At 70.0% G+C, this 19,957-nt stretch carries 23 protein-coding genes; 11 read left to right on the top strand and 12 right to left on the bottom strand.

The window, feature by feature from the left end:
- Positions 1-15 precede the first annotated feature (15 nt).
- Entirely contained in the window at positions 16-1,524 is a 1,509-nt protein-coding gene (locus ACFXGN_RS05010) for a glycosyltransferase family 87 protein (protein WP_384853573.1), read from the top strand.
- 15 nt (positions 1,525-1,539) lie between these two features.
- On the opposite strand, the gene ACFXGN_RS05005 is transcribed toward ACFXGN_RS05010, so the two are convergent.
- The 3 genes from ACFXGN_RS05005 to ACFXGN_RS04995 form a co-directional block, all read right to left on the bottom strand.
- Positions 1,540-2,571 (bottom strand): alanine racemase, encoded by a 1,032-nt coding sequence (locus ACFXGN_RS05005; RefSeq protein ID WP_351783271.1) that lies wholly within the window; start codon positions 2,569-2,571, stop codon positions 1,540-1,542.
- A gap of 93 nt (positions 2,572-2,664) precedes the next feature.
- Complete coding sequence (locus tag ACFXGN_RS05000) at positions 2,665-3,783, bottom strand: lipid II:glycine glycyltransferase FemX (protein WP_384853571.1); 1,119 nt, start codon at positions 3,781-3,783, stop codon at positions 2,665-2,667.
- A 120-nt stretch (positions 3,784-3,903) separates the two neighbouring features.
- Positions 3,904-4,218, bottom strand: coding sequence for a hypothetical protein (locus ACFXGN_RS04995; RefSeq protein WP_384853568.1), 315 nt, complete (start codon positions 4,216-4,218; stop codon positions 3,904-3,906).
- Positions 4,219-4,503: 285 nt separating this feature from the next.
- Between ACFXGN_RS04995 and rpsF the strand changes: the two genes are divergently transcribed.
- The 4 genes from rpsF (at position 4,504) to rplI (ending at position 6,230) form a co-directional block, all read left to right on the top strand.
- Positions 4,504-4,794, top strand: coding sequence for a 30S ribosomal protein S6 (gene rpsF / locus ACFXGN_RS04990; protein WP_015034882.1), 291 nt, complete (start codon positions 4,504-4,506; stop codon positions 4,792-4,794).
- Positions 4,795-4,868: 74 nt separating this feature from the next.
- Positions 4,869-5,471, top strand: a complete 603-nt coding sequence (locus ACFXGN_RS04985) for a single-stranded DNA-binding protein (RefSeq protein WP_384853566.1) — start codon at positions 4,869-4,871, stop codon at positions 5,469-5,471.
- A gap of 57 nt (positions 5,472-5,528) precedes the next feature.
- Positions 5,529-5,765, top strand: coding sequence for a 30S ribosomal protein S18 (gene rpsR / locus ACFXGN_RS04980; RefSeq protein WP_003956534.1), 237 nt, complete (start codon positions 5,529-5,531; stop codon positions 5,763-5,765).
- A gap of 18 nt (positions 5,766-5,783) precedes the next feature.
- Positions 5,784-6,230, top strand: a complete 447-nt coding sequence (gene rplI / locus ACFXGN_RS04975) for a 50S ribosomal protein L9 (RefSeq protein WP_351783263.1) — start codon at positions 5,784-5,786, stop codon at positions 6,228-6,230.
- A gap of 147 nt (positions 6,231-6,377) precedes the next feature.
- Here the strand turns inward: rplI and ACFXGN_RS04970 are convergent, their stop codons facing one another.
- Positions 6,378-7,715, bottom strand: coding sequence for an MATE family efflux transporter (locus tag ACFXGN_RS04970; RefSeq protein WP_384853562.1), 1,338 nt, complete (start codon positions 7,713-7,715; stop codon positions 6,378-6,380).
- 422 nt (positions 7,716-8,137) lie between these two features.
- Between ACFXGN_RS04970 and dnaB the strand changes: the two genes are divergently transcribed.
- The gene (dnaB, locus tag ACFXGN_RS04965; RefSeq protein WP_384853559.1) at positions 8,138-9,619 is read left to right on the top strand and encodes a replicative DNA helicase; all 1,482 of its coding nucleotides are present in this window, start codon (positions 8,138-8,140) and stop codon (positions 9,617-9,619) included.
- 170 nt (positions 9,620-9,789) lie between these two features.
- Positions 9,790-11,169, top strand: a complete 1,380-nt coding sequence (locus ACFXGN_RS04960) for a serine hydrolase domain-containing protein (RefSeq protein ID WP_384854501.1) — start codon at positions 9,790-9,792, stop codon at positions 11,167-11,169.
- 47 nt (positions 11,170-11,216) lie between these two features.
- Here ACFXGN_RS04960 and ACFXGN_RS04955 read toward each other — a convergent pair whose 3' ends face one another.
- From ACFXGN_RS04955 to ACFXGN_RS04945, 3 genes are all read right to left on the bottom strand, one after another.
- Positions 11,217-11,669: a GNAT family N-acetyltransferase gene (locus tag ACFXGN_RS04955; RefSeq protein ID WP_384853557.1), complete on the bottom strand. Its 453-nt coding sequence runs from the start codon at positions 11,667-11,669 to the stop codon at positions 11,217-11,219.
- 105 nt (positions 11,670-11,774) lie between these two features.
- Positions 11,775-12,233 carry a MarR family winged helix-turn-helix transcriptional regulator gene (locus ACFXGN_RS04950; protein ID WP_384853554.1) on the bottom strand — a complete coding sequence of 153 codons (459 nt, stop codon included), beginning with the start codon at positions 12,231-12,233 and terminating at the stop codon, positions 11,775-11,777.
- A gap of 97 nt (positions 12,234-12,330) precedes the next feature.
- Positions 12,331-13,194: a GNAT family N-acetyltransferase gene (locus ACFXGN_RS04945; RefSeq protein WP_384853551.1), complete on the bottom strand. Its 864-nt coding sequence runs from the start codon at positions 13,192-13,194 to the stop codon at positions 12,331-12,333.
- A gap of 99 nt (positions 13,195-13,293) precedes the next feature.
- Between ACFXGN_RS04945 and ACFXGN_RS04940 the strand changes: the two genes are divergently transcribed.
- Positions 13,294-13,947, top strand: coding sequence for an HAD family hydrolase (locus ACFXGN_RS04940; RefSeq protein WP_384853548.1), 654 nt, complete (start codon positions 13,294-13,296; stop codon positions 13,945-13,947).
- A 5-nt stretch (positions 13,948-13,952) separates the two neighbouring features.
- Positions 13,953-15,359: a globin domain-containing protein gene (locus tag ACFXGN_RS04935; RefSeq protein WP_384854498.1), complete on the top strand. Its 1,407-nt coding sequence runs from the start codon at positions 13,953-13,955 to the stop codon at positions 15,357-15,359.
- On the opposite strand, the gene ACFXGN_RS04930 is transcribed toward ACFXGN_RS04935, so the two are convergent.
- The 5 genes from ACFXGN_RS04930 to ACFXGN_RS04910 all read right to left on the bottom strand — a co-directional run bounded on the left by ACFXGN_RS04930 (position 15,302) and on the right by ACFXGN_RS04910 (position 18,982).
- Positions 15,302-15,781 carry an NUDIX hydrolase gene (locus tag ACFXGN_RS04930; protein WP_351783247.1) on the bottom strand — a complete coding sequence of 160 codons (480 nt, stop codon included), beginning with the start codon at positions 15,779-15,781 and terminating at the stop codon, positions 15,302-15,304. The genes ACFXGN_RS04935 and ACFXGN_RS04930 overlap by 58 nt on opposite strands.
- A 35-nt stretch (positions 15,782-15,816) precedes the next feature.
- The gene (locus ACFXGN_RS04925) at positions 15,817-16,713 is read right to left on the bottom strand and encodes a LysR family transcriptional regulator (protein WP_384853545.1); all 897 of its coding nucleotides are present in this window, start codon (positions 16,711-16,713) and stop codon (positions 15,817-15,819) included.
- 236 nt (positions 16,714-16,949) lie between these two features.
- On the bottom strand, positions 16,950-18,080 hold the full coding sequence (locus ACFXGN_RS04920; protein WP_384854495.1) for a cystathionine gamma-lyase: 1,131 nt from the start codon (positions 18,078-18,080) through the stop codon (positions 16,950-16,952).
- Positions 18,081-18,091: 11 nt separating this feature from the next.
- Complete coding sequence (locus ACFXGN_RS04915; protein ID WP_384853542.1) at positions 18,092-18,583, bottom strand: low molecular weight protein-tyrosine-phosphatase; 492 nt, start codon at positions 18,581-18,583, stop codon at positions 18,092-18,094.
- Between the two features lie 9 nt (positions 18,584-18,592).
- Positions 18,593-18,982, bottom strand: coding sequence for a phage holin family protein (locus ACFXGN_RS04910; RefSeq protein WP_384853539.1), 390 nt, complete (start codon positions 18,980-18,982; stop codon positions 18,593-18,595).
- Between the two features lie 51 nt (positions 18,983-19,033).
- On the opposite strand from ACFXGN_RS04910, the gene ACFXGN_RS04905 reads away from it, so the two are divergent.
- Together ACFXGN_RS04905 and ACFXGN_RS04900 are read left to right on the top strand one after the other, a co-directional pair.
- Positions 19,034-19,351: a cupin domain-containing protein gene (locus ACFXGN_RS04905; RefSeq protein ID WP_366445286.1), complete on the top strand. Its 318-nt coding sequence runs from the start codon at positions 19,034-19,036 to the stop codon at positions 19,349-19,351.
- A 212-nt stretch (positions 19,352-19,563) separates the two neighbouring features.
- Entirely contained in the window at positions 19,564-19,782 is a 219-nt protein-coding gene (locus ACFXGN_RS04900) for a DUF5326 family protein (RefSeq protein WP_384853536.1), read from the top strand.
- Positions 19,783-19,957 lie beyond the last annotated feature (175 nt).

Genomic DNA, 19,957 nt, shown 5'->3' with positions numbered 1-19,957 from the left:
GGCAGGATGTCCCCCATGCCGAGCCTCCAGAAGACGAGCGCGCCGCAGGACCGGCCGCAGGGCCGCTCGCGGACGGTCGCCCCCACCCGCCGGGACGAAGTGGCCGCCGCGGGCAGCGAACTGATCGGCGGGCCCTACGGCCGCCGGGCCGTCACCCGCACCGGACAGGTGACCCCGGTGCGGGTGATCGCTCTCGTGGCCATCGGGATGTTCGCCCTCGGCATGGTGCAGAAGCTCCCCTGCTACAACTGGGCCTGGTTCCGCGGCACGACCTCCCAGTACACCCACGCCTGCTACTCGGACATCCCGCACCTCTTCACGGGGCGGGGCTTCGCGGACGGCCTGGTCCCCTACTTCGACCGGCTGGGCGGCGACATACCGTTCCTGGAGTACCCCGTCCTCACGGGGCTGTTCATGGAGGTCGCGGCCTGGCTGACGCCGGGCGGCGGCGACACCATGCAGCGCGAGCAGGGGTACTGGCTGGCCAACGCGGGCCTTCTGATGGTCTGCGCGGCCGTTCTCGCGGTCTGTGTGGCCCGCACCCACCGCCTGCGCCCCTGGGACGGCCTGCTCGTCGCCCTGGCGCCCTCGATCGCGCTCACCGCCACGATCAACTGGGACCTGCTGGCCGTCGCCCTGACCGCCGCCGCCGTCATGATGTGGTCGCGGGAGCGTCCGCTCGCCTTCGGGGTCCTGCTCGGCCTCGCGACCGCCGCCAAGTTCTACCCCGCCCTGCTCCTCTGCCCGCTGCTCCTGCTCTGCTGGCGGGCCGGGAAGTGGCGAGAGTTCGGCACCGCCGTGCTCGGCGCGGCCGGGGCGTGGCTGGTGGTGAACCTGCCCGTGATGCTGCTCGCCCCCGAGGGCTGGAAGCAGTTCTACCTCTTCAGCCGGGACCGGAACGTCGACTTCGGTTCGGTCTGGCTGCTGATCAGCCAGCGCACGGGCCAGGGGATCCCGCCGGAGCGGGCCAACCTGTACGCCCTGGTGCTCATGGTGATGGCGGTCGCGGGCCTCGCCTACCTGGCCTTCACGGCGCCCCGCAGGCCCCGCTTCGCGCAGCTGGCGTTCCTGGTCGTCGCCGCGTTCGTCCTGACCAACAAGGTCTACTCACCGCAGTACGTCCTGTGGCTGGTCCCGCTGGCGGCCCTCGCCCGGCCGCGCTGGCGCGACTTCCTGATCTGGCAGGCGTGCGAGGTCATGTACTTCGTCGGCGTCTGGATGTACCTGGCGTTCACCACCAGCGGCAACAAGCAGGGCCTGCCGGTGGACGGCTACCAGTTCGCGATCGTCCTGCACCTGCTCGGCACCCTGTACCTGTGCGTGATGGTCGTACGGGACATCCTCAAGCCCGAGAAGGACCCCGTCCGGCAGGACGGCTCGGACGACCCCTCCGGAGGCGTCCTGGACGGTGCGGAGGACGTCGTCGCCGCGGACAGGGCCCTGCCGCCGTCCCCGTCCCCGGCCGGGGACGGGATGCGGCGGGTGGCATGGGGAACCCCCGGGGAGGAGACCCCCCGGGGGTGAGCGGGACCGGCCGGCTCAGCGCTCGACGAGCCGGTCGAACTGCGTCGTGGTGTGGCGGAGATGCGCCACCAGTTCGTCGCCGACCCGGGGCTCCTGCGCGTCCGCGGGCACGAACAGGATCGACACCTGCATGTGCGGCGGTTCGGCGAACCAGCGCTGCTTCCCGGCCCAGACGAACGGCGACAGGTTCCGGTTCACGGTGGCCAGACCCGCCCGCGCGACACCCTTGGCGCGCGGCATGACGCCGTGCATCGCCTTGGGCGCCTCCAGGCCCACACCGTGCGAGGTGCCACCGGCGACGACGACCAGCCAGCCGTCCGACGCCGCCTTCTGCTGGCGGTAGCCGAAGCGGTCGCCCTTCGTGACCCGGGTCACGTCGAGGACGGATCCCCGGTACTCCGTGGACTCGTGGTCACCCAGCCACAGCCGGGTGCCGATCCGCGCCCGGAACCGGGTCTGCGGGAACTGCTGCTGGAGCCTGGCCTGCTCCTCGGCCCGCAGATGGCTCACGAACAGGGTGTGCAGCGGCAGCCGGGCGGCCCGCAGCCGGTCCATCCAGCCGATGACCTCCTCGACGGCGTCGGTGCCGTCCGGCCGGTCCAGCGGGAGGTGCAGCGCGAAGCCCTCCAGACGTACGTCCTCGATGGCGGCGTGGAGCTGCGGGAGCTCCTCCTCGCGGACGCCGTGCCGCTTCATCGAGCTCATGCACTCGATGACGACCCGGGCGCCCACGAGGGCGTGGACCCCGTCGACGGAGGACACGGAACGGACGACCCGGTCGGGCAGCGGAACCGGTTCCTCACCCCGTCGGAACGGGGTCAGGACCAGCAGGTCGCCACTGAACCAGTCCTTGATGCGCGCGGCTTCGTAGGTGGTGCCCACGGCGAGCATGTCGGCACCGAACCGGGCGGCCTCCTCCGAGAGGCGCTCGTGGCCGAAGCCGTATCCGTTGCCCTTGCAGACCGGGATGACCCCCGGGAACTGGTCGAGGACGCTCTTCTGGTGCGCGCGCCAGCGAGCGGTGTCGACGTAGAGGGAGAGCGCCATGGCCGGCCCGGAACCTTTCTGATGGCAGCGGTGATTCAGCGGTGATTCAAAGGTATGTACGAGACTACGGAAAGGTCAGCGGTACGACACGGGTCAGCGGCGCGACATGTAGATGTCGAGGGCCTTGTGCAGCAGCTTGTTCAGCGGGAAGTCCCACTCGCCGACGTACTCGACGGCCTCGCCGCCCGTGCCGACCTTGAACTGGATGAGACCGAAGAGGTGGTCGGTCTCGTCGAGCGAGTCGGAGATGCCCCGCAGGTCGTAGACGGTCGCGCCCATCGCGTACGCGTCGCGCAACATGCGCCACTGCATCGCGTTCGAGGGCCGGACCTCACGGCCGATGTTGTCGGAGGCACCGTAGGAGTACCAGACGTGTCCGCCGACGACGAGCATCGTCGCCGCGGAGAGGTTCACGCCGTCGTGCCGTGCGAAGTACAGCCTCATGCGGTTGGGGTCCTCGCTGTTGAGGACGGTCCACATGCGCTGGAAGTACGAGAGCGGGCGCGGCCGGAAGTGGTCCCGGACGGCCGTGATCTCGTACAGGCGCTGCCACTCGGCCAGGTCCTCGTAGCCGCCCTGGACGACCTCGACACCCGCCTTCTCGGCCTTCTTGATGTTCCGGCGCCACAGCTGGTTGAAGCCCTTGAGGACGTCGTCGAGCGAGCGGTTCGCCAGCGGCACCTGGAAGACGTACCGGGGCTGTACGTCGCCGAAGCCGGCCCCGCCGTCCTCGGCCTGCTGCCAGCCCATCCTCCGCAGCCGGTCCGCGACCTCGAAGGCGCGCGGCTCGATGTGGGAGGCCTCGACGTCCTTGAGGCGCTTGACGTCCGGGTCCTGGATGCCGGACTTGATGGCGGCCGAGTTCCAGCGCCGGATGACGACCGGCGGGCCCATCTTCACGGAGAAGGCGCCCTGCTGCTTGAGGTGCGCCAGCATCGGCTGGAGCCACTCGTCGAGGTTCGGCGCGTGCCAGTTGATGACCGGGCCCTCGGGCAGGTAGGCCAGATAGCGCTTGATCTTCGGGAGCTGGCGGTAGAGCACGAGGCCGACGCCCACGAGCTCGCCGGTCCTGTCGAACCAGCCGAGGTTCTCCGAGCGCCACTCCGTCTTCACATCAGCCCATGCCGGGACCTGGCAGTGACTCGCGGCGGGCTGGCTCTGGATGAATGCCAGATGCTGCTCACGGCTGATGGTCCTCAGGGTCAGGCTCATGCGGGGCGCTCCTCGGCAGGTGTGTCCCCATTCGGTCAGGGGCTCCGGCTCTCGCGCCGAAGCCTACTGTGACCGAGGAGCGCCCCGGAGGGGCGCGTATGCCCTGACGTGCCGCTCGGCCTAGCCGATGACGCCGCCGAAGAGTCCGCCGTGGGCCATTCCGAGGAAGAAGCCCACCGCTGACATGCCCAGACCGACGATCAGCAGGAAGCGCTCGCGGGTGGTCACGGAGATGAACTGTCCGTAGCCGCCGGTCAGGATGCCGACCAGGCCTGCCCAGGAACTCAGCAGGTGCAGGCTGGAGAACTGCGCGGTGACGAAGGCGAGGACGCCCAGCACCAGTGTCACTCCGACCAGGGTGTCCTGGATCGGATGGGGCTTGCCGTCGGTCGCGAAGAGGGAGTGGCCGGGGTCGGGTCGCATTGCCTGTGCCATGGGGCACCTCCTGGCGTGCTTGCCGGAAGGCGGCGCATCGTAGCGCCGCCGTCATCCGTTGTGTACAGATTGCGTCCCCTCACCGGTGAATTTCAACCGCAGGGCGATGTGCGGGTAGTCTGTACGGTCTGCAGCGGTGTCTGCCCTGGTCCGTCCTGGATCGGCGGTTCCTCCCTCGTTCACGGGGGCGGATCGTCAGTGGTCGCCGATACCGTTGCGCACGCATCACGACCCTCCTGCCACGGAACGACCGTGGCCGCTGAGTCCAAAGGAGGTGGGTTCCACATGCGTCACTACGAAGTGATGGTCATCCTCGACCCCGATCTCGAGGAGCGCGCTGTCTCCCCGCTGATCGAGAACTTCCTTTCTGTCGTCCGTGAGGGCAACGGAAAGGTCGAGAAGGTCGACACCTGGGGCCGTCGTCGTCTCGCCTACGAGATCAAGAAGAAGCCCGAGGGCATCTACTCGGTCATCGACCTGCAGGCCGAGCCTGCGGTCGTCAAGGAGCTCGACCGCCAGCTCAACCTGAACGAGTCGGTCCTCCGGACCAAGGTCCTCCGTCCCGAGACCCACTGAGCTTCTAGCTCAGTGGTCATCGGGTCCGAGTAGCAGCAAAGCAGCCAGAAGCAATCCCGCCGAGAGGTACCCCCATGGCAGGCGAGACCGTCATCACGGTCGTCGGCAATCTTGTCGACGACCCCGAGCTGCGCTTCACCCCGTCCGGTGCGGCGGTCGCGAAGTTCCGTATCGCGTCCACCCCCCGCACCTTCGACCGTCAGACCAATGAGTGGAAGGACGGCGAAAGCCTCTTCCTGACCTGCTCGGTCTGGCGTCAGGCGGCGGAGAACGTCGCGGAGTCGCTTCAGCGAGGTATGCGCGTCGTCGTGCAGGGCCGGCTGAAGCAGCGGTCCTACGAGGACCGTGAGGGCGTCAAGCGCACGGTCTACGAGCTGGACGTCGAGGAAGTCGGCCCCAGCCTCAAGAACGCCACGGCCAAGGTCACCAAGACCACCGGTCGAGGCGGCCAGGGCGGCTACGGCGGCGGTCAGCAGCAGGGCGGCGGAGGCGGCAGCTGGGGTGGAAACTCCGGCGGCGGTGCCCAGCAGGGCGGCGGCGGTGCTCCCGCCGACGACCCGTGGGCGACCGGCAGCCCCTCCGGCGGCCAGCAGCAGGGTGGCGGCGGCAGCTGGGGTGGAAACTCCAGCGGCGGCAGCGGCAGCGGCGGCGGCTACTCGGACGAGCCTCCCTTCTAGGGCGAAGCCCCGGAAGCAGCTCGTACCCCCACTTCTTGATCACACAGGAGAAACACCATGGCGAAGCCGCCTGTGCGCAAGCCTAAGAAGAAGGTCTGCGCGTTCTGCAAGGACAAGACCGTGTACGTGGACTACAAGGACACGAACATGCTGCGGAAGTTCATTTCCGACCGCGGCAAGATCCGTGCCCGCCGCGTGACCGGCAACTGCACGCAGCACCAGCGTGACGTCGCCACGGCCGTCAAGAACAGCCGTGAGATGGCGCTGCTGCCCTACACGTCCACCGCGCGATAAGGAAAGGGTGACCGACCAATGAAGATCATCCTGACCCACGAGGTTTCTGGCCTCGGTGCCGCTGGCGACGTCGTCGACGTCAAGGACGGCTACGCTCGCAACTACCTGGTCCCGCGTGGTTTCGCGATCCGCTGGACCAAGGGTGGCGAGAAGGACGTGGCGCAGATCCGCCGCGCCCGCAAGATCCACGAGATCGCGACCATCGAGCAGGCCAACGAGATCAAGGCCCGCCTCGAGGGTACGAAGGTGCGCCTGGCCGTTCGCTCCGGCGACGCCGGCCGTCTCTTCGGCTCCGTGACCCCGGCCGACATCGCCACGGCGATCAAGTCCGCGGGTGGCCCCGACGTCGACAAGCGTCGCGTCGAGCTCGGTTCGCCGATCAAGACCCTGGGCTCGCACCAGGTGTCCGTGCGTCTGCACCCCGAGGTTGCCGCGAAGCTCGGCGTCGAGGTCGTCGCCGCGTAACGCTGCCCCGGGCAGTCTGCGCTCAGCAGTGAGGAAGGGCCGTACCCCTCGGGGTGCGGCCCTTCCGCTGTGTGGTGACCTGCTCGGTGCGTCGCGTTTCACGTGAAACGTTCGGATGTTCCACGAAGGGGTGTTTCACGTGAAACGTCAGCGGGTGGCGCCCGTGACGATCCAGCGGCCGGAGCGGGACCGCAGCCAGAGCGTCGCCATACGGACCGACATCATCAGGGTCATCGCCCACCAGAGGGCGGTCAGTCCGCCGCCGAGTGCGGGAACCAGAAGGGCGACCGGGGCGAAGACGGCCAGGGTCAGCAGCATGGCCCAGGCCAGGTAGGGGCCGTCGCCCGCGCCCATCAGAACGCCGTCGAGGACGAAGACGACCCCGGAGATCGGCTGGGAGACCGCGACCACGAGCAGGGCGGGGAGCAGAGCGTTCTGGACGGTGGCGTCATCGGTGAAGAGCGGTACGAAGAGGGGGCGGGCCGCGATCAGCAGCGCGCCGAGCACCACTCCGGAGACCACGCCCCACTGGACCATGCGGCGGCAGACCTGACGGGCGCCGTCGGTGTCGCCCGCACCGAGGTACCGCCCGATGATGGCCTGGCCCGCGATGGCGATCGCGTCGAGGGCGAAGGCCATCAGGCTCCACAGGGACAGGATGATCTGGTGGGCGGCGACCTCGGTGTCTCCCATCCGTGCCGCGACGGCTGTGGCGATCATCAGGACCGCGCGGAGCGAGAGCGTACGGACCAGGAGAGGGATGCCTGCCTGGGCGGAGGCGCGGATGCCGGCCGTGTCGGGACGGAGGGAGGCGCCATGGCGCCGGGCGCCCCGGACGACCACGACGAGGTAGACGGCGGCCATGCCGTACTGGGCGATGACGGTGCCCCAGGCGGAACCGGCGATGCCGAACCCCGCTCCGTAGACCAGTCCGAGGTTGAGGGCGCCGTTGGCCGCGAAGCCGCCGATGGCCACGTAGAGCGGTGTACGGGTGTTCTGGAGGCCGCGCAGGACGCCCGTGGCGGCCAGGACCACCAGCATCGCCGGGATGCCGAGGCTGGAGATCCTCAGATAGGTGATCGCGTAGGGGGCCGAGGTGTCGGAGGCGCCGAAGACGTCCACGAGCCAGGGTGCCGTGGGGAAGGTCAGCGCGACGACGGCGGCACCGAGGAGGATCGCGAGCCAGATGCCGTCCATGCCCTGCCGGATGGCGGCGGCGATGTCACCCGCGCCGACGCGTCGGGAGACGGCGGCGGTGGTGGCGTAGGCGAGGAAGACGAAGACGCTGACGGCGGTGGAGAGCAGAGCGGCGGCGATCGCGAGACCCGCGAGTTGCGGCGTGCCGAGGTGCCCGACGATGGCACTGTCGACCATGAGGAAGAGAGGCTCGGCGACGAGGGCGCCGAACGCGGGCAGGGCGAGGGAGACGATCTCTCGGTCGTGCTGCCGGCGGACGGCTCTGGAGGTCGCGGGGGCCTGGGTCATGGGAGCAATCTAATCTTCCACAGGTAAGAGATGCAATGCTCCTTCATCCCTTACTTGTCGAGGGTGAGGGGCTTCGGGTGTGGGCCGTTTGTTCTGATCTTGATCCAGCGGGGAAAGTTTTTCTCCCCCACAGCCGGTGGATGGTGAAATTGCAGGTCAGGGCGGTGTTGGGAGGACCCTTATGAGTTTGTCCACATGGCTGTCCCCCGCTCCGTGCACAGGTTCCGGGGAGTTCTCCACAGTATTGGGGCCTTCACCCACAGGGCCTGTGGATAACCAGATTGGCTGATGCCCCTCGCGGGCCTACCGTGGTCCGGCGCCCGACGCGCCAGAAGCGGTCGCGCAGCCACTCGTCGATCAAGGCGTGGCGTAAGGAAGAGTGGCACGGCGAGGTCCGCGGAGCGGACGGGAAGAGGTGCTTGGTGAGCGTTCCCGAGCCGATGGACGACCCCTGGGCGGACAGCGGACCGAGCGACCGGCTGCCCACCCGTACCCGGGGTGAGGGGCGTGGTCGCGGGCGAGGGCGTGACGACCAGCACGAGCGCGGGGGCGACGGTCCCTGGGACGGCGGGCTCTCCGGCTTCGAACGTGTTCCGCCGCAGGACCTCGACGCCGAGCAGTCGGTCCTCGGCGGCATGTTGCTCTCCAAGGACGCCATCGCGGACGTCGTCGAGATCATCAAGGGCCACGACTTCTACAAGCCCGCGCACGAGACCGTCTACGCGGCGATCCTCGACCTCTACGCCAAGGGTGAGCCGGCCGACCCGATCACGGTCGGCGCGGAGCTCACCAAGCGCGGTGAGATCACCCGTGTCGGCGGTGCCTCCTACCTCCACACCCTGGTCCAGTCGGTGCCGACGGCGGCCAACGCCTCGTACTACGCGGAGATCGTCCACGAGCGGGCCGTCCTGCGGCGCCTCGTGGAGGCCGGGACCAAGATCACGCAGATGGGATACGCGGCCGACGGGGACGTCGACGAGATCGTGAACTCGGCCCAGGCCGAGATCTACGCGGTCACCGAGCAGCGCACCACCGAGGACTACCTGCCGCTCGGCGACATCATGGAGGGGGCGCTCGACGAGATCGAGGCGATCGGCTCCCGAAGCGGCGAGATGACGGGGGTGCCGACCGGCTTCACCGACCTCGACTCGCTCACCAACGGTCTCCATCCCGGTCAGATGATCATCATCGCGGCCCGTCCCGCCATGGGTAAGTCGACGCTCGCCCTGGACTTCGCGCGGGCGGCGTCCATCAAGCACAACCTGCCCAGCGTCATCTTCTCCCTCGAAATGGGCCGCAACGAGATCGCGATGCGTCTGCTCTCGGCCGAGGCGAGGGTCGCGCTCCACCACATGCGCTCCGGAACGATGACCGACGAGGACTGGACGCGGTTGGCCCGCCGGATGCCGGACGTCTCGCAGGCGCCGCTCTTCATCGACGACTCCCCGAACCTGTCGATGATGGAGATCCGTGCGAAGTGCCGTCGGCTCAAGCAGCGCAACGGCCTCAAGCTCGTCATCATCGACTACCTCCAGCTGATGCAGTCGGGTGGCTCGAAGCGGCAGGAGAGCCGTCAGCAGGAGGTCTCCGACATGTCGCGAAACCTCAAGCTCCTCGCCAAGGAGCTGGAACTGCCGGTGATCGCGCTCTCCCAGCTGAACCGTGGCCCCGAACAGCGCACCGACAAGAAGCCGATGGTCTCCGACCTGCGTGAGTCCGGCTCCATCGAGCAGGACGCCGACATGGTGATCCTGCTCCACCGCGAGGACGCCTACGAGAAGGAGTCCCCGCGCGCGGGCGAGGCCGACATCATCGTCGGCAAGCACCGAAACGGCCCGACGGCCACGATCACCGTCGCCTTCCAGGGCCACTACTCCCGCTTCGTCGACATGGCACAGACGTGACGGTCCGCCCCCGGGAGCGGCGCCGCGGAAGGCCCGCGTCCGGCCCGGGCCGCTCAGGGTGAGGAGGGCTCGGCTTCCGCTTCGGGTGGTGGCCCGGCGGGCCGTCTCGGGGTGGAGCGGCTGAGCCTTCGGGGGATTTCCGCGGGCGGGTGGCGTTGGATGGGGGCATGATGACTTCTTCTGACGGGCTGTTGCCCGGAACCGAGCGGGCGCTGTCGCATCGGGTCGCCGTCGCGCAGGCCGAGGGGCGGGCCCCCTCGGTGGTGGGGGCCGTGGTGCGGGACGGGGCGCTGGTGTGGAGCGGGTCGCGCAGCTGCGTGGACGGGCACGCGCCGGACGCGGACACACAGTTCAGGATCGGCTCCCTCACCAAGGTGTTCACCGCCGTGTTGGTGATGCGGCTGCGGGACGAGGGGCTCCTGGGGCTCGACGATCCGCTGGAGCGGCATCTCAAGGGCACGGGCGTCGGCGAGGTGACGATCGCCCAGCTCCTCGGTCACAGTGGCGGTCTCGCCGCCGAGACGCCCGGTGCGTGGTGGGAGCGGTCCTCGGCCGCGTTGCGGCCCGAGCTCTCCGACGTGCTGGGGGATCAGCCGTTCCTGAGGACGCCTGGGCGCCGCCACCACTACTCCAACCCGGGCTACACCCTCCTCGGTTCGCTGGTCGAGGCCGTGCGCGGGGTGCCCTGGACGGAGGCGCTGCGCAGCGAGATCCTGGAGCCTCTGGGGATGGACCGGACGACGCCGGAGCCGGTCGCCCCGCACGCCGGTGGCTGGGCCGTGCACCCCTGGGCCGATGTGATGCTGCCCGAGCCGTCCGAGGACCTGGGCCTGATGGCACCTGCCGGGCAGCTGTGGTCGACGGCGGCGGACCTCGCCCGGTTCGGCGCGTTCCTCGCGGCCGGTGACGAGCGGGTGCTCGCCGCCGCCACCGTGAAGGAGATGCGGGCCCCGGGTGCGCCCGGAGCCGAGGGGGAGTGGGAGCTGAGCTACGGGCTCGGCCTTCAGCTGGCGCGCAGGGACGGCCTGACCTTCATCGGTCACACCGGTTCGCTCCCGGGCTTCCTCGCCGCTCTGTGGGTGTGCGTGGAGGAGGGGCTGGCGGGGATCGTCCTCGCCAATGCCACCTCGGGGCCGCAGCCGGGGGCTGTGGCCGCCGATCTCATCCGGATCGTGGCGGAGGCCGAGCCGCGCTTCCCGGAGCCCTGGAGGCCGCTTCCCGAGGGCGAGGCCGACGAGGAGCTGCTGTCGCTGACCGGGCCCTGGTACTGGGGCACGTACGCCTATGGGCTGCGCGTCGGGTCTGAGCGGAGTGTCGTTCTCGAACCCCTGCGGGGGGTCGGGCGCGGGGCGAGTTTCCGGGCGCTGCCCGACGGCGGCTGGGTCGGACTGAACGGCTACTACGAGGGGGAGACCCTCCGGGTGGTACGGCGTGCCGACGGCGGTGTCAGCCATCTCGACCTCGGCTCGTTCGTCTTCACGCGGGAGCCCTACGCCCCCTCGGACGCGGTTCCGGGCGGGGTGGACGAGGCGGGCTGGCGCGGCCTCTGAGCCGGAGGGGGTGTTTCACGTGAAACACCCCCGTGTCCCGGAGTGCGTCAGAGGCTCTTCTTGAAGCCCACGTGGGAAGCCTCGAAGCCGAGACGTTCGTAGAAGCGGTGGGCATCCGTGCGGCTGACGTCGGAGGTCAGCTGGACGAGTCGGCAGCCCAGGCGCCGGGACTCCTCGACGGCCCACTCGATGAGCTGGGTCCCGAGACCGCTGCCGCGCTCGTCCGCGCGGACGCGTACGGCCTCGATGATCGAGCGGACGGTGCCCCGGCGGGAGAGTCCCGGGATCACTGTCAGCTGGAGGGTCCCTACGACCTGGCCTCCGCGGACGGCCACCACGAGATGCTGGTGGGGGTCGTCCGCGAGGACGTCGAAGGCCGCGAGGTACGGCGTGAGGTCTTCGGGGGACTCTCTCTGTGCGCCCAGCGGGTCGTCCGCGAGCATCGCGACGATGGCGGGGAGGTCTCCGGCGGTCGTGGGCCGTATCTCAAGATCGCTCATGACCCGCAGGGTACGCGGGAGCGTCTGCTGTGGCGTCTCTGGACGGCATCGCCGCTGGTCGCCGCGCGATGCGGAGACGGTCCGGTCAGCGGGGGGACGTCCTGATCACGCGGAGGCGGCCTGGCCCTCCAGCACCTGGACCAGCGGTGTCAGCTCCGGGTTCTTCGCCGCCTCGTCGAGGGCTTCGCGCAGTGCGCTGTCGTTGGTGGGGCGGGCTTCGTCGAGGAGTTTCTGCCCGGTCTCGGTGACGTCTGTGTAGATGCCGCGCCGGTCGGTGGTGCAGAGGTACCGGGTGAGCAGCCCCCGGTCTTCGAGGCGGGTGACCAGCCGGGTGGTGGCGCTCTGGCTGAGGACGACCGCGTCGGCGACCTGCTTCATCTGCAGGTGCCCGCCGGGCCCGTTGTGCTGGCGGCTGAGGACGTCGAGGAGGGAGTACTCGCGCACGCTCAGACCGTGACGGCTCTCCAGGGCGCGCTCGATGTGCGACTCGATCCGGCCGTGCAGCAGGCTGAGGGCGCACCAGCGCTGGGACAGCGCGGTGAGTGCGGGGTCCGTCGCGGTCATGCTCTCTCCTCGGCGCCGGAGTGGCTTCCCGGCCCAGGGTAGACGATGCGACGCAATAGTGCGCGTGCGCAAGTAATTCTCGGGGTGCTGCCGTGCGCTATCCGGCTGCGACCGTCAGGGGCGCGAAACGGCGGAGCTGGTCGCCAGGGAGGTCGGGAAGGCCGTGGACCATCACCGAGTTGTTGGCGATCGAATCGATGCCGTTCCCCTTGAGCCAGGTCAGGAGGGAGGTGTGGCGCACATCGATGTCCGTGCGGAGCGGTCGCTCGGTCGCTGCGGCCAGTGAGGCGATCAGCGCCTTGGCGGTGTCCGGGTCCTGGGCGATCAGCGGCCCGACGACATGGGTGTCCATGTTGGGCCAGCTCGCCGCGAAACCGGTGAGCCCGCCGTTCCCCTCCGCGACCCGGAGGTGGTCCGCGAACGCGGGGAGCCGGGTGATGATGTGCGTCCGGTCGAGGCCGAAGATCTCGTGGTCCAGACGCAGGATCGCCGGAAGGTCGTCCGCCGTGGCCGGGCGGACCGTGACGTCGGGGTCGGGTTCGGCGAAGGTGAAGCGGCCCCGGACCATCTCCGACCGGCTGATCTCCGTGAAACCGAGCTGCTCGTACAGCGGCTGCCCGTTGGCGGTGGCGTACAGGGTGGCCGGGGTGTCTCCGATCTCCGTCAGGACGTGCCGCATGAGCCGACGTCCCACGCCTTGGCGCGCGTAGCGCTCGGCGACGAGCATCATGCCGATCGCCGAGAGCCCGGGACCGTAGGAGGTGACGACGGAGCAGGCGGCCAGCCCGGAGCCGTCGGGGTCGTCGATGCCGTACCCGGTTCCCGCGGTGAGCAGCAGGCCCCACTTGTGCTCTTCGCGCAGCCAGCCCCGGTTCTCGGAGAGGTCGGCGCAGGCGAGGAGGTCGTTCGAGGTGAGACGCCGGACGGGGAGCTGAGCGAGCGCGGCGGGGGAGATCGGCATGTCTTCCAGGCTGTCCGATGGAGTGATCTTCCGTCCACCGTTTTAGGGGATCTGACCGAGATCCGAGGGGTGTTGATTCCATCCCGTGGGACGAGCACGATGTTTCACGTGGAACCTCGCAAGCGACGCCTCCATCTCTTCGACCTCGACGGCACACTGATCCGGGGGTCGGCCGCAGCCGTGGAGATCTCCCGGCAGCTCGGTCTGGTCGAGGAGATCGCCGCCCTGGAAGAGGGCTTCCTGCGCGGGCTCACCCCGGACGAGTTCGCCGTCCGGGCCCGCGCGCTCTGGTCCGAGCTGACCGTCGCACAGGTCACGGCCGCCTTCGAAGGGGCGCCCTGGCTCGACGGCATCCGTGAGGTCTGGGCCGACATCAGGGAGCGGGGTGACCGCTGTGCGGTGATCTCCCTCTCGCCCGACTTCTTCGTGGAGCGGCTGCTCGACTGGGGCGCCGACGCGACGCACGGTTCGCGCTGGCCGGCCGTCCCCTTCACCAAGCAGATCCACCGGCCCGGCATCCTCGACGCGAGGGCGAAGGTGCGGATCGCCCGGCGGCTCTGCGCGGAGTACGGCATCGACGCGGCCGACTGCGTCGCCTACGGGGACTCGATGTCCGACGCGGAACTCTTCGCGATCGTGCCGGACACCGTGGCGGTGAACGCGGACCACCATCTCGCCGGGTTGTCGCGGCACAGCTATACGGGAGGAGATCTGCGCGAGGCCTACGCCCTGGTCCAAAACCGCGCAGCTTAACCAGAATCCCCGCTCTCTGGCCCGAGAACGCCGCTTTCCGTCCGGGGCATTGCCGAAGGGGCTCATGCTTCGAGCACGGAAGCCAGGCCAGCGCGAGGGCGAGGCACATGATGGATGCTCCGACCACCACGAGGGCTCCGGAGGCCGTGGACGGCCGCGGGCCCGGGGCGACGGACACGTACGGGACACCGTCGCGGGACGGCTCCGGGGCGGTTCCGGCGGCCGGGAACGAGCCCCGGGCAGCCGGGGGAGCGTCCGCCGACGCGCTGCTCGTCCGTCGCACCCTGGCCGAGATCGCCCCGATCGCCGACCGGGTGACCTCGTACTTCTACGCCCTGCTCTTCATCGGGAACCCCGCGCTGCGCGAGATGTTTCCGGCCGCCATGGACACCCAGCGGGACCGGCTCCTCCAGGCCCTCCTGACGGCGGCGGAGCACCTCGACGACACCCCGGTGCTCACCGCGTACCTGGAGAACCTCGGCCGGGGGCACCGTAAGTACGGCACGCACTCCGGGCACTATCCGGCCGTCGGCGAGGCGCTCATCGGGGCGCTCTCGCGGTACGCGACGACGAGCTGGGACCAGGAGACCGAGGCGGCCTGGGTCCGTACGTACACGACGATCTCGCAGATCATGATCGACGCGGCGGCGGTGGACGAGCGCTCGGCGCCCTCCTGGTGGCACGCCGAGGTCGTCTCCCACGACCTGCGCACCCCGGACATCGCCGTCGTCACGCTCCGGCCCGATCAGCCGTACCGTTTCCTGGCGGGGCAGTACACGACGCTGGAGACCCCGTGGTGGCCCCGGGTCTGGCGGCACTACTCGTTCGCCTCCGCGCCCCGGCCCGACGGGCTGATCTCCCTCCACGTCAAGGCGGTCCCGGCCGGCTGGGTGTCCAACGCGCTGGTCCACCGGGCCCGCCCGGGGGACGTCCTCCGGCTCGGCCCCCCGGCCGGTTCCATGACCGTCGACCACGCCACGGACACCGGGCTGCTCTGCCTCGGCGGGGGTACCGGGATAGCGCCGATCAAGGCTCTGGTCGAGGACGTGGCGGAGCACGGGGACCGGCGCCCGGTCGATGTCTTCTACGGGGCGCGCAGCGGCCACGACCTCTACGACATCGACACGATGCTGCGGCTCCAGAGGACCTTCCCGTGGCTCTCGGTCCATCCGGTGACCGAGAAGCAGGGGCGGCTGCCCGAGGCGATCGGCGGCCTCGGCCCCTGGGACGGGCGCGACGCCTATCTCTCGGGCCCGCTCGGCATGGTCCGGCGGGGCGTGGACGTGCTGCGGGGCGCGGGCGTCCCCGCCGAGCGCATCCGGCACGACTTCCTCGCCGAGCTGACTCCGGTGGATCAGCCCAGGTCGGGGGCGTGCATGGCGCGGACGCCCTCGATGTTGCCGTCGAGGTAGTGGCGCAGGGAGAGGGGGACGAGGTGCACGGCGGCGATGCCGACCCGGCTGAACGGGACCCGGACGATCTCGTACTCGCCGACCGGTTCCTCGATCTCGGGGCCGTGACGCAGCGAGGTGTCCATGGAGTCGAGCCTGCACACGAAGAAGTGCTGGACCTTCACTCCGGAGACGCCGCCGTCCACGATGTGCTCGACGGTGTCGACGAAACAGGGCACCACATCGGTGATCTTGGCGCCGAGTTCCTCGTGCACCTCCCGGTGCAGGGCCTCGACGACGGTGGGGTCGGAGGGTTCCACGCCGCCGCCGGGCGTGAGCCAGTAGGGATCCATCCCCGGCTTGGTGCGCTTGATGAGGACGAGGTCGTCCCCGTCGAGCAGGATGGCGCGTGCGGTGCGCTTGATCACGGGCCGTTCGTTCATGGGAAGAAAATGGCCCGTCCGGGCGGTACTGAAACTCACCAGGCGGCAGCGGCGCGCAGCAGGCCCTCGTGAGCGCGGGCGAGGGGCGACAGCGCGAGCGTGCCCGTCCGCACCACGAGGAAGTAGGTCCGCAGCGGAGGGACCGGGGGTTCGAGCAGGGCCACGAGCCGCCCCTGGGCCAGGGCTTCCTCGCACAGATACCGGGGGAGCACGGCCAGGCCCGCGCCCGAGGCCGCGGAGTCGCGGACGGCCCGCAGGTCGGGGGCGATGACGGTGGCGGCGACCGCCGGTCTGGTCTCGAAGACGCTCGCCCAGTAGCGGGCGACGAACGGCAGCGACTCGTGCACCTCGACCACCGGCAGCTGCTCCAGGACCAGCGCGCCCTTGGCGAGCAGGACGTCGGGGGTGAGCCGGGCGGCCCAGCGGGGCGCGGCGACCAGGACGTACTCCTCGTCGCAGAGCGGGGTCGCGACGAGGAGTCCGCCCCGGGGGCGGGCGGTGGTGACGGCGAGGTCGTGGTGACCGGCCGCGAGCCCGTCGAGGATCTCCTCCGTGTTCCCGAGGAAGGACACCCGTACGGCGAGACCCTGGCCGACCAGGGGGGTGAGGGCGGGCAGGACGCGGAGCGCGGTGAACTCCGGGGGGCCCGCGAGATGGAGGGTGCGGACGCCGTTCTCCCGGTCGAGACCGGTGTCGGCGATCTCGACGAGGGCGTCCAGATGGGGCGCGGCCCGGTGGGCGAGTTCGTCGCCGACGGTGGTGGGGGTGACCCCGCGGGCCTGCCTGAGGAAGAGTGGGCGGCCGAGCTGCCGTTCCAGGGTCCGGATCTGGCTGGTGACGGCCGGCTGGGAGAGTCCGAGGAGTGCGGCGGCGCGGGTGAAGGAACCGGCCCGGTGCACCGCGACGAACGTGCGCAGCAGGGCCAGATCCATGTCCGCCCCCTCCCGGCCGTGGGGCCGTTCGACTCAGGCGGTCGGCTGACTGCGCCTCAGGACCGTCCAACTATAAATAAGTCGATAGGCCTCTGTCGCTACCGTGATTGGACACCGACACACAGTCAACTAGCCTTGTTCAAGCGGTTTCCGCGCCGGAACCGGGGTGTTCCGAGCCATGAGGGGGGAGGCTCGGAACACCCCGTTCCGTGTGCCTGGGCGCAGGAGCGGCGGGATCAGGTTCCCGCCGCTCCCCCGGTCTCGTCGAGCGCCCGCAGCACGTCGGCGATCAGGTCCTCCGGGTCCTCGGCGCCGACCGAGAAACGGATGAAGCCCTCCGCGACGGCGTCCCCGCCCCAGCGCCCGCGTCGCTCCGCCGTGGAGCGCACACCGCCGAAACTGGTGGCCTCCTCCACGAGCCGCAGCGCTCCGAGGAAGCGTTCGGCCCGCTCGCGGTCCGCCAGCTCGAAGGAGACCACGGAGCCGAAGCGGCGCATCTGGCGCCCGGCGACCTGGTGGGAGGGGTCGTCCGGAAGACCGGGGTGGCGCAGTCCGGTCACGTCGGAGCGCCCGGCGAGCGCCTGGGCGAGCGCGAGCGCCGTGGAGCACTGGCGGTCGATCCGCAGTTGGAGGGTGGCGAGCGAGCGGTGCGCGATCCAGGCTTCCATGGGGCCGGGGACGGCACCGACGACCTTGCGCCAGCGGCGTACCTCCGCCGCGCGCTCGGGGTCGCGGCAGCTGACGTGACCGAGCAGGACGTCGCCGTGTCCGGTCATGCCCTTGGTGTCGCTGGCGACGGAGAAGTCGGCGCCCAGCTCCAGCGGACGCTGGCCGAGCGGGGTGGCGAGGGTGTTGTCGACGGCGACGAGGGTCCCCCCGGAGTGCGCCGCGCGTACCAGGCGCCGGACGTCGCAGACGTCGAGCCCGGGGTTGGAGGGGGTCTCGATCCAGAGCAGCTTGGCCCCGTCCAGCACGTCGAGCTGGGCGTCCCCGCCGGTCGGCGCGGTACGGACCTCGACGCCGAAGGCCCGCAGCTGCTGATGGAGGAGGGGCAGGGCCTGGTAGCCGTCGGTCGGCATCACGACCGTGTCGCCCGCCCTCAGCTGGGAGAAGAGGACGGCGGAGATCGCGGCCATGCCGGAGGCGAAGACCAGCGTCTCGACGTCCCGCTCCCCCGGCGCCTCCAGTTCGCCGATCGCCCGCTCCAGATGGGTCCAGGTGGGGTTGTCGTCGCGGCCGTAGGCGTACGGGCCGGTCGGTTCGCCGGGCAGGTGGTAGTGCGCGGCGAAGACCGGTCCCGGCAGGGTCGGCTCGTACTTCACGGGCTCGGGCAGCCCGGCGCGCACGGCGCGTGTGCCGTCGCCCATGTGGTGCTGGTTCACGGTGTCCGGTTCTCCAGTTCTCGGCGTACGGCCGCGAGCAGTCCCTCGCTCGCGGCCTCCACCATCTCAAGGCACTCCTCGAAGCCCCCGCGGTCCCCGTAGTAGGGGTCGGGGACGTCGAGCGTGTCCCCCGCGGCCGGGTCGTAGGAGCGCAGCAGGCGTATTCGCCCGGCTTCCCCGGGCGTACGGGCGAGTCCGCGGAGCTCCCGCAGATGCCCTTCGTCCAGCGCGATCACCAGGTCGAGGGCCGGGAACCAGGAGGCCCGGAACTGGCGTGCGGCGTGCGCGGAGGAGTATCCGTTCCCGTCGAGCACGGAGACGGTACGGGGATCGGCGGGGTCGCCCTGGTGCCAGCCGCCGGTGCCCGCGCTGTCGACCACCACCGCGTCGCCGAGACCGGCGTCCTCCAGATACCGGCGGAAGACGTGCTCGGCCATCGGCGAGCGGCAGATGTTGCCCGTGCAGACGAAGCAGACGCGATAGGTCACGGGTCGTGCTCAGTCGCCGTCGGGGAGCACGACGTTCAGCGCCCACGACACGATGGAGATGATCAGGCCGCCGAGGACGGCGGTCCAGAAGCCCTCGACGTGGAAACTGAGGTCGAACTGCTCGGCCAGCCACGAGGTCAGGAGCAGCATCAGGGCGTTCACCACGAGGGTGATCAGACCGAGGGTCAGGATGAAGAGGGGAAACGTCAGCAGTTTGACGACCGGCTTGACCAGGAAGTTCACGAGCCCGAAGAGCAGGGCGACGAGAATGAGGGACAGGATCTTGTTGCCGGTGGTCGCGTTCGGGTCGTCGCCGGTCAGGGTGATGTCCTGGAGCAGCCAGATGGCGACTCCCAGGGCGCCCGCGTTGGCGAGCGTCTTGACTACGAAATTCTTCATGTGTCTGATCGTGGCAGACACGATCGGGCCGAGGGCAGGGGCTGACAGGCGATGAAGGCATTCCGACTGGACGAACTGGAGGCGGAGCGTGCCGCGAATCAGGGCGCCTATCTCCAGTTCCTGCGGGAGCGGAACATGTCGGTGGGCCTGTACGCGCTGGACGCCGGGGCGCTCGATCCGCAGCAGCCGCACCGTCAGGACGAGGTGTACTTCGTGGTGAGCGGACGGGCGTCGATCACGGTGGGGACGGAGACGACCCAGGTGGCGCGGGGCAGTGTGGTCTACGTACCGGCAGGGGTGGAGCACAAGTTCCACCACATCAGCGAGGACCTGCGGGTGCTCGTGGTCTTCTCGCCGCCGGAGGGCTGAGCGCGGGCCGTCCGCCCGGTGGAGCGCCGGGCCCTCCGGGGCGAGCCCTTAGGGGTCGGCCCGGAGGCAGGGGCTCCGGAGGGGGCTGGCCCCTAGGGGGCGGATCAGGGGAGAGCGGGGGCCGCAGGGCCCCCAAGGGCCGCTTGCGACACCTAGCCTTGGGAGTGTTCGGCGCGGAGTGCGCGGAACGGATTCGAGAGCGAGGTAGGACGATGGCCGTACAGCAGATTCTCGCGGGGATGCCCTGGTGGGTGAAGTGGGTCGCCATACCGGCCCTGGTCCTGATCGTCTTCGGCGGGTTGATCACCAGCGTCCTGACCTTCGTGATCGGTCTGCTCTTCAAGGTGCTGCTCTTCGTGGCCCTCGTCGCCGGACTGATCTACGTCGTACGGAAGTTCAGCTCCTCCGGCCGCTCCAAGGAGGACTGGTAGCACATGCCGCTCATCGGGTACGAAGCCGTTGTGGCGCGTTAGCCCGGCCGGGGGAACGCACCGGCTGAATCAGGACAGGGGCCCTGGGGCTGCCACTAGAGTGGAATCTCTCCGCCGCGTTGGGGACTACAGGCGTAGACCTCCGTTCTGACCGGCGGTTTCCCAGGCCCGGCGG

It is taken from the genome of Streptomyces sp. NPDC059247 (genome assembly GCF_042754005.1).
Taxonomy (GTDB): domain Bacteria; phylum Actinomycetota; class Actinomycetes; order Streptomycetales; family Streptomycetaceae; genus Streptomyces.
Note: the sequence above shows the minus strand (reverse complement) of the source record. Positions and strands in the feature narration are given on the sequence as shown.

Coding starts and splice junctions, on each gene's coding strand:
- ACFXGN_RS05000 (WP_384853571.1), bottom strand. CDS start 3,783: ATGAGCCTGACCCTGAGGACCATCAGCCGTGAGCAGCATCTGGCATTC.
- ACFXGN_RS04955 (WP_384853557.1), bottom strand. CDS start 11,669: ATGAGCGATCTTGAGATACGGCCCACGACCGCCGGAGACCTCCCCGCC.
- ACFXGN_RS04970 (WP_384853562.1), bottom strand. CDS start 7,715: ATGACCCAGGCCCCCGCGACCTCCAGAGCCGTCCGCCGGCAGCACGAC.
- ACFXGN_RS04960 (WP_384854501.1), top strand. CDS start 9,790: ATGACTTCTTCTGACGGGCTGTTGCCCGGAACCGAGCGGGCGCTGTCG.
- ACFXGN_RS04985 (WP_384853566.1), top strand. CDS start 4,869: ATGGCAGGCGAGACCGTCATCACGGTCGTCGGCAATCTTGTCGACGAC.
- ACFXGN_RS04945 (WP_384853551.1), bottom strand. CDS start 13,194: ATGCCGATCTCCCCCGCCGCGCTCGCTCAGCTCCCCGTCCGGCGTCTC.
- ACFXGN_RS04905 (WP_366445286.1), top strand. CDS start 19,034: ATGAAGGCATTCCGACTGGACGAACTGGAGGCGGAGCGTGCCGCGAAT.
- ACFXGN_RS04995 (WP_384853568.1), bottom strand. CDS start 4,218: ATGGCACAGGCAATGCGACCCGACCCCGGCCACTCCCTCTTCGCGACC.
- ACFXGN_RS05010 (WP_384853573.1), top strand. CDS start 16: ATGCCGAGCCTCCAGAAGACGAGCGCGCCGCAGGACCGGCCGCAGGGC.
- ACFXGN_RS04940 (WP_384853548.1), top strand. CDS start 13,294: ATGTTTCACGTGGAACCTCGCAAGCGACGCCTCCATCTCTTCGACCTC.
- rpsF (WP_015034882.1), top strand. CDS start 4,504: ATGCGTCACTACGAAGTGATGGTCATCCTCGACCCCGATCTCGAGGAG.
- ACFXGN_RS04900 (WP_384853536.1), top strand. CDS start 19,564: ATGGCCGTACAGCAGATTCTCGCGGGGATGCCCTGGTGGGTGAAGTGG.
- ACFXGN_RS04920 (WP_384854495.1), bottom strand. CDS start 18,080: ATGGGCGACGGCACACGCGCCGTGCGCGCCGGGCTGCCCGAGCCCGTG.
- ACFXGN_RS05005 (WP_351783271.1), bottom strand. CDS start 2,571: ATGGCGCTCTCCCTCTACGTCGACACCGCTCGCTGGCGCGCGCACCAG.
- rpsR (WP_003956534.1), top strand. CDS start 5,529: ATGGCGAAGCCGCCTGTGCGCAAGCCTAAGAAGAAGGTCTGCGCGTTC.
- rplI (WP_351783263.1), top strand. CDS start 5,784: ATGAAGATCATCCTGACCCACGAGGTTTCTGGCCTCGGTGCCGCTGGC.
- ACFXGN_RS04930 (WP_351783247.1), bottom strand. CDS start 15,781: ATGAACGAACGGCCCGTGATCAAGCGCACCGCACGCGCCATCCTGCTC.
- ACFXGN_RS04950 (WP_384853554.1), bottom strand. CDS start 12,233: ATGACCGCGACGGACCCCGCACTCACCGCGCTGTCCCAGCGCTGGTGC.
- ACFXGN_RS04925 (WP_384853545.1), bottom strand. CDS start 16,713: ATGGATCTGGCCCTGCTGCGCACGTTCGTCGCGGTGCACCGGGCCGGT.
- ACFXGN_RS04910 (WP_384853539.1), bottom strand. CDS start 18,982: ATGAAGAATTTCGTAGTCAAGACGCTCGCCAACGCGGGCGCCCTGGGA.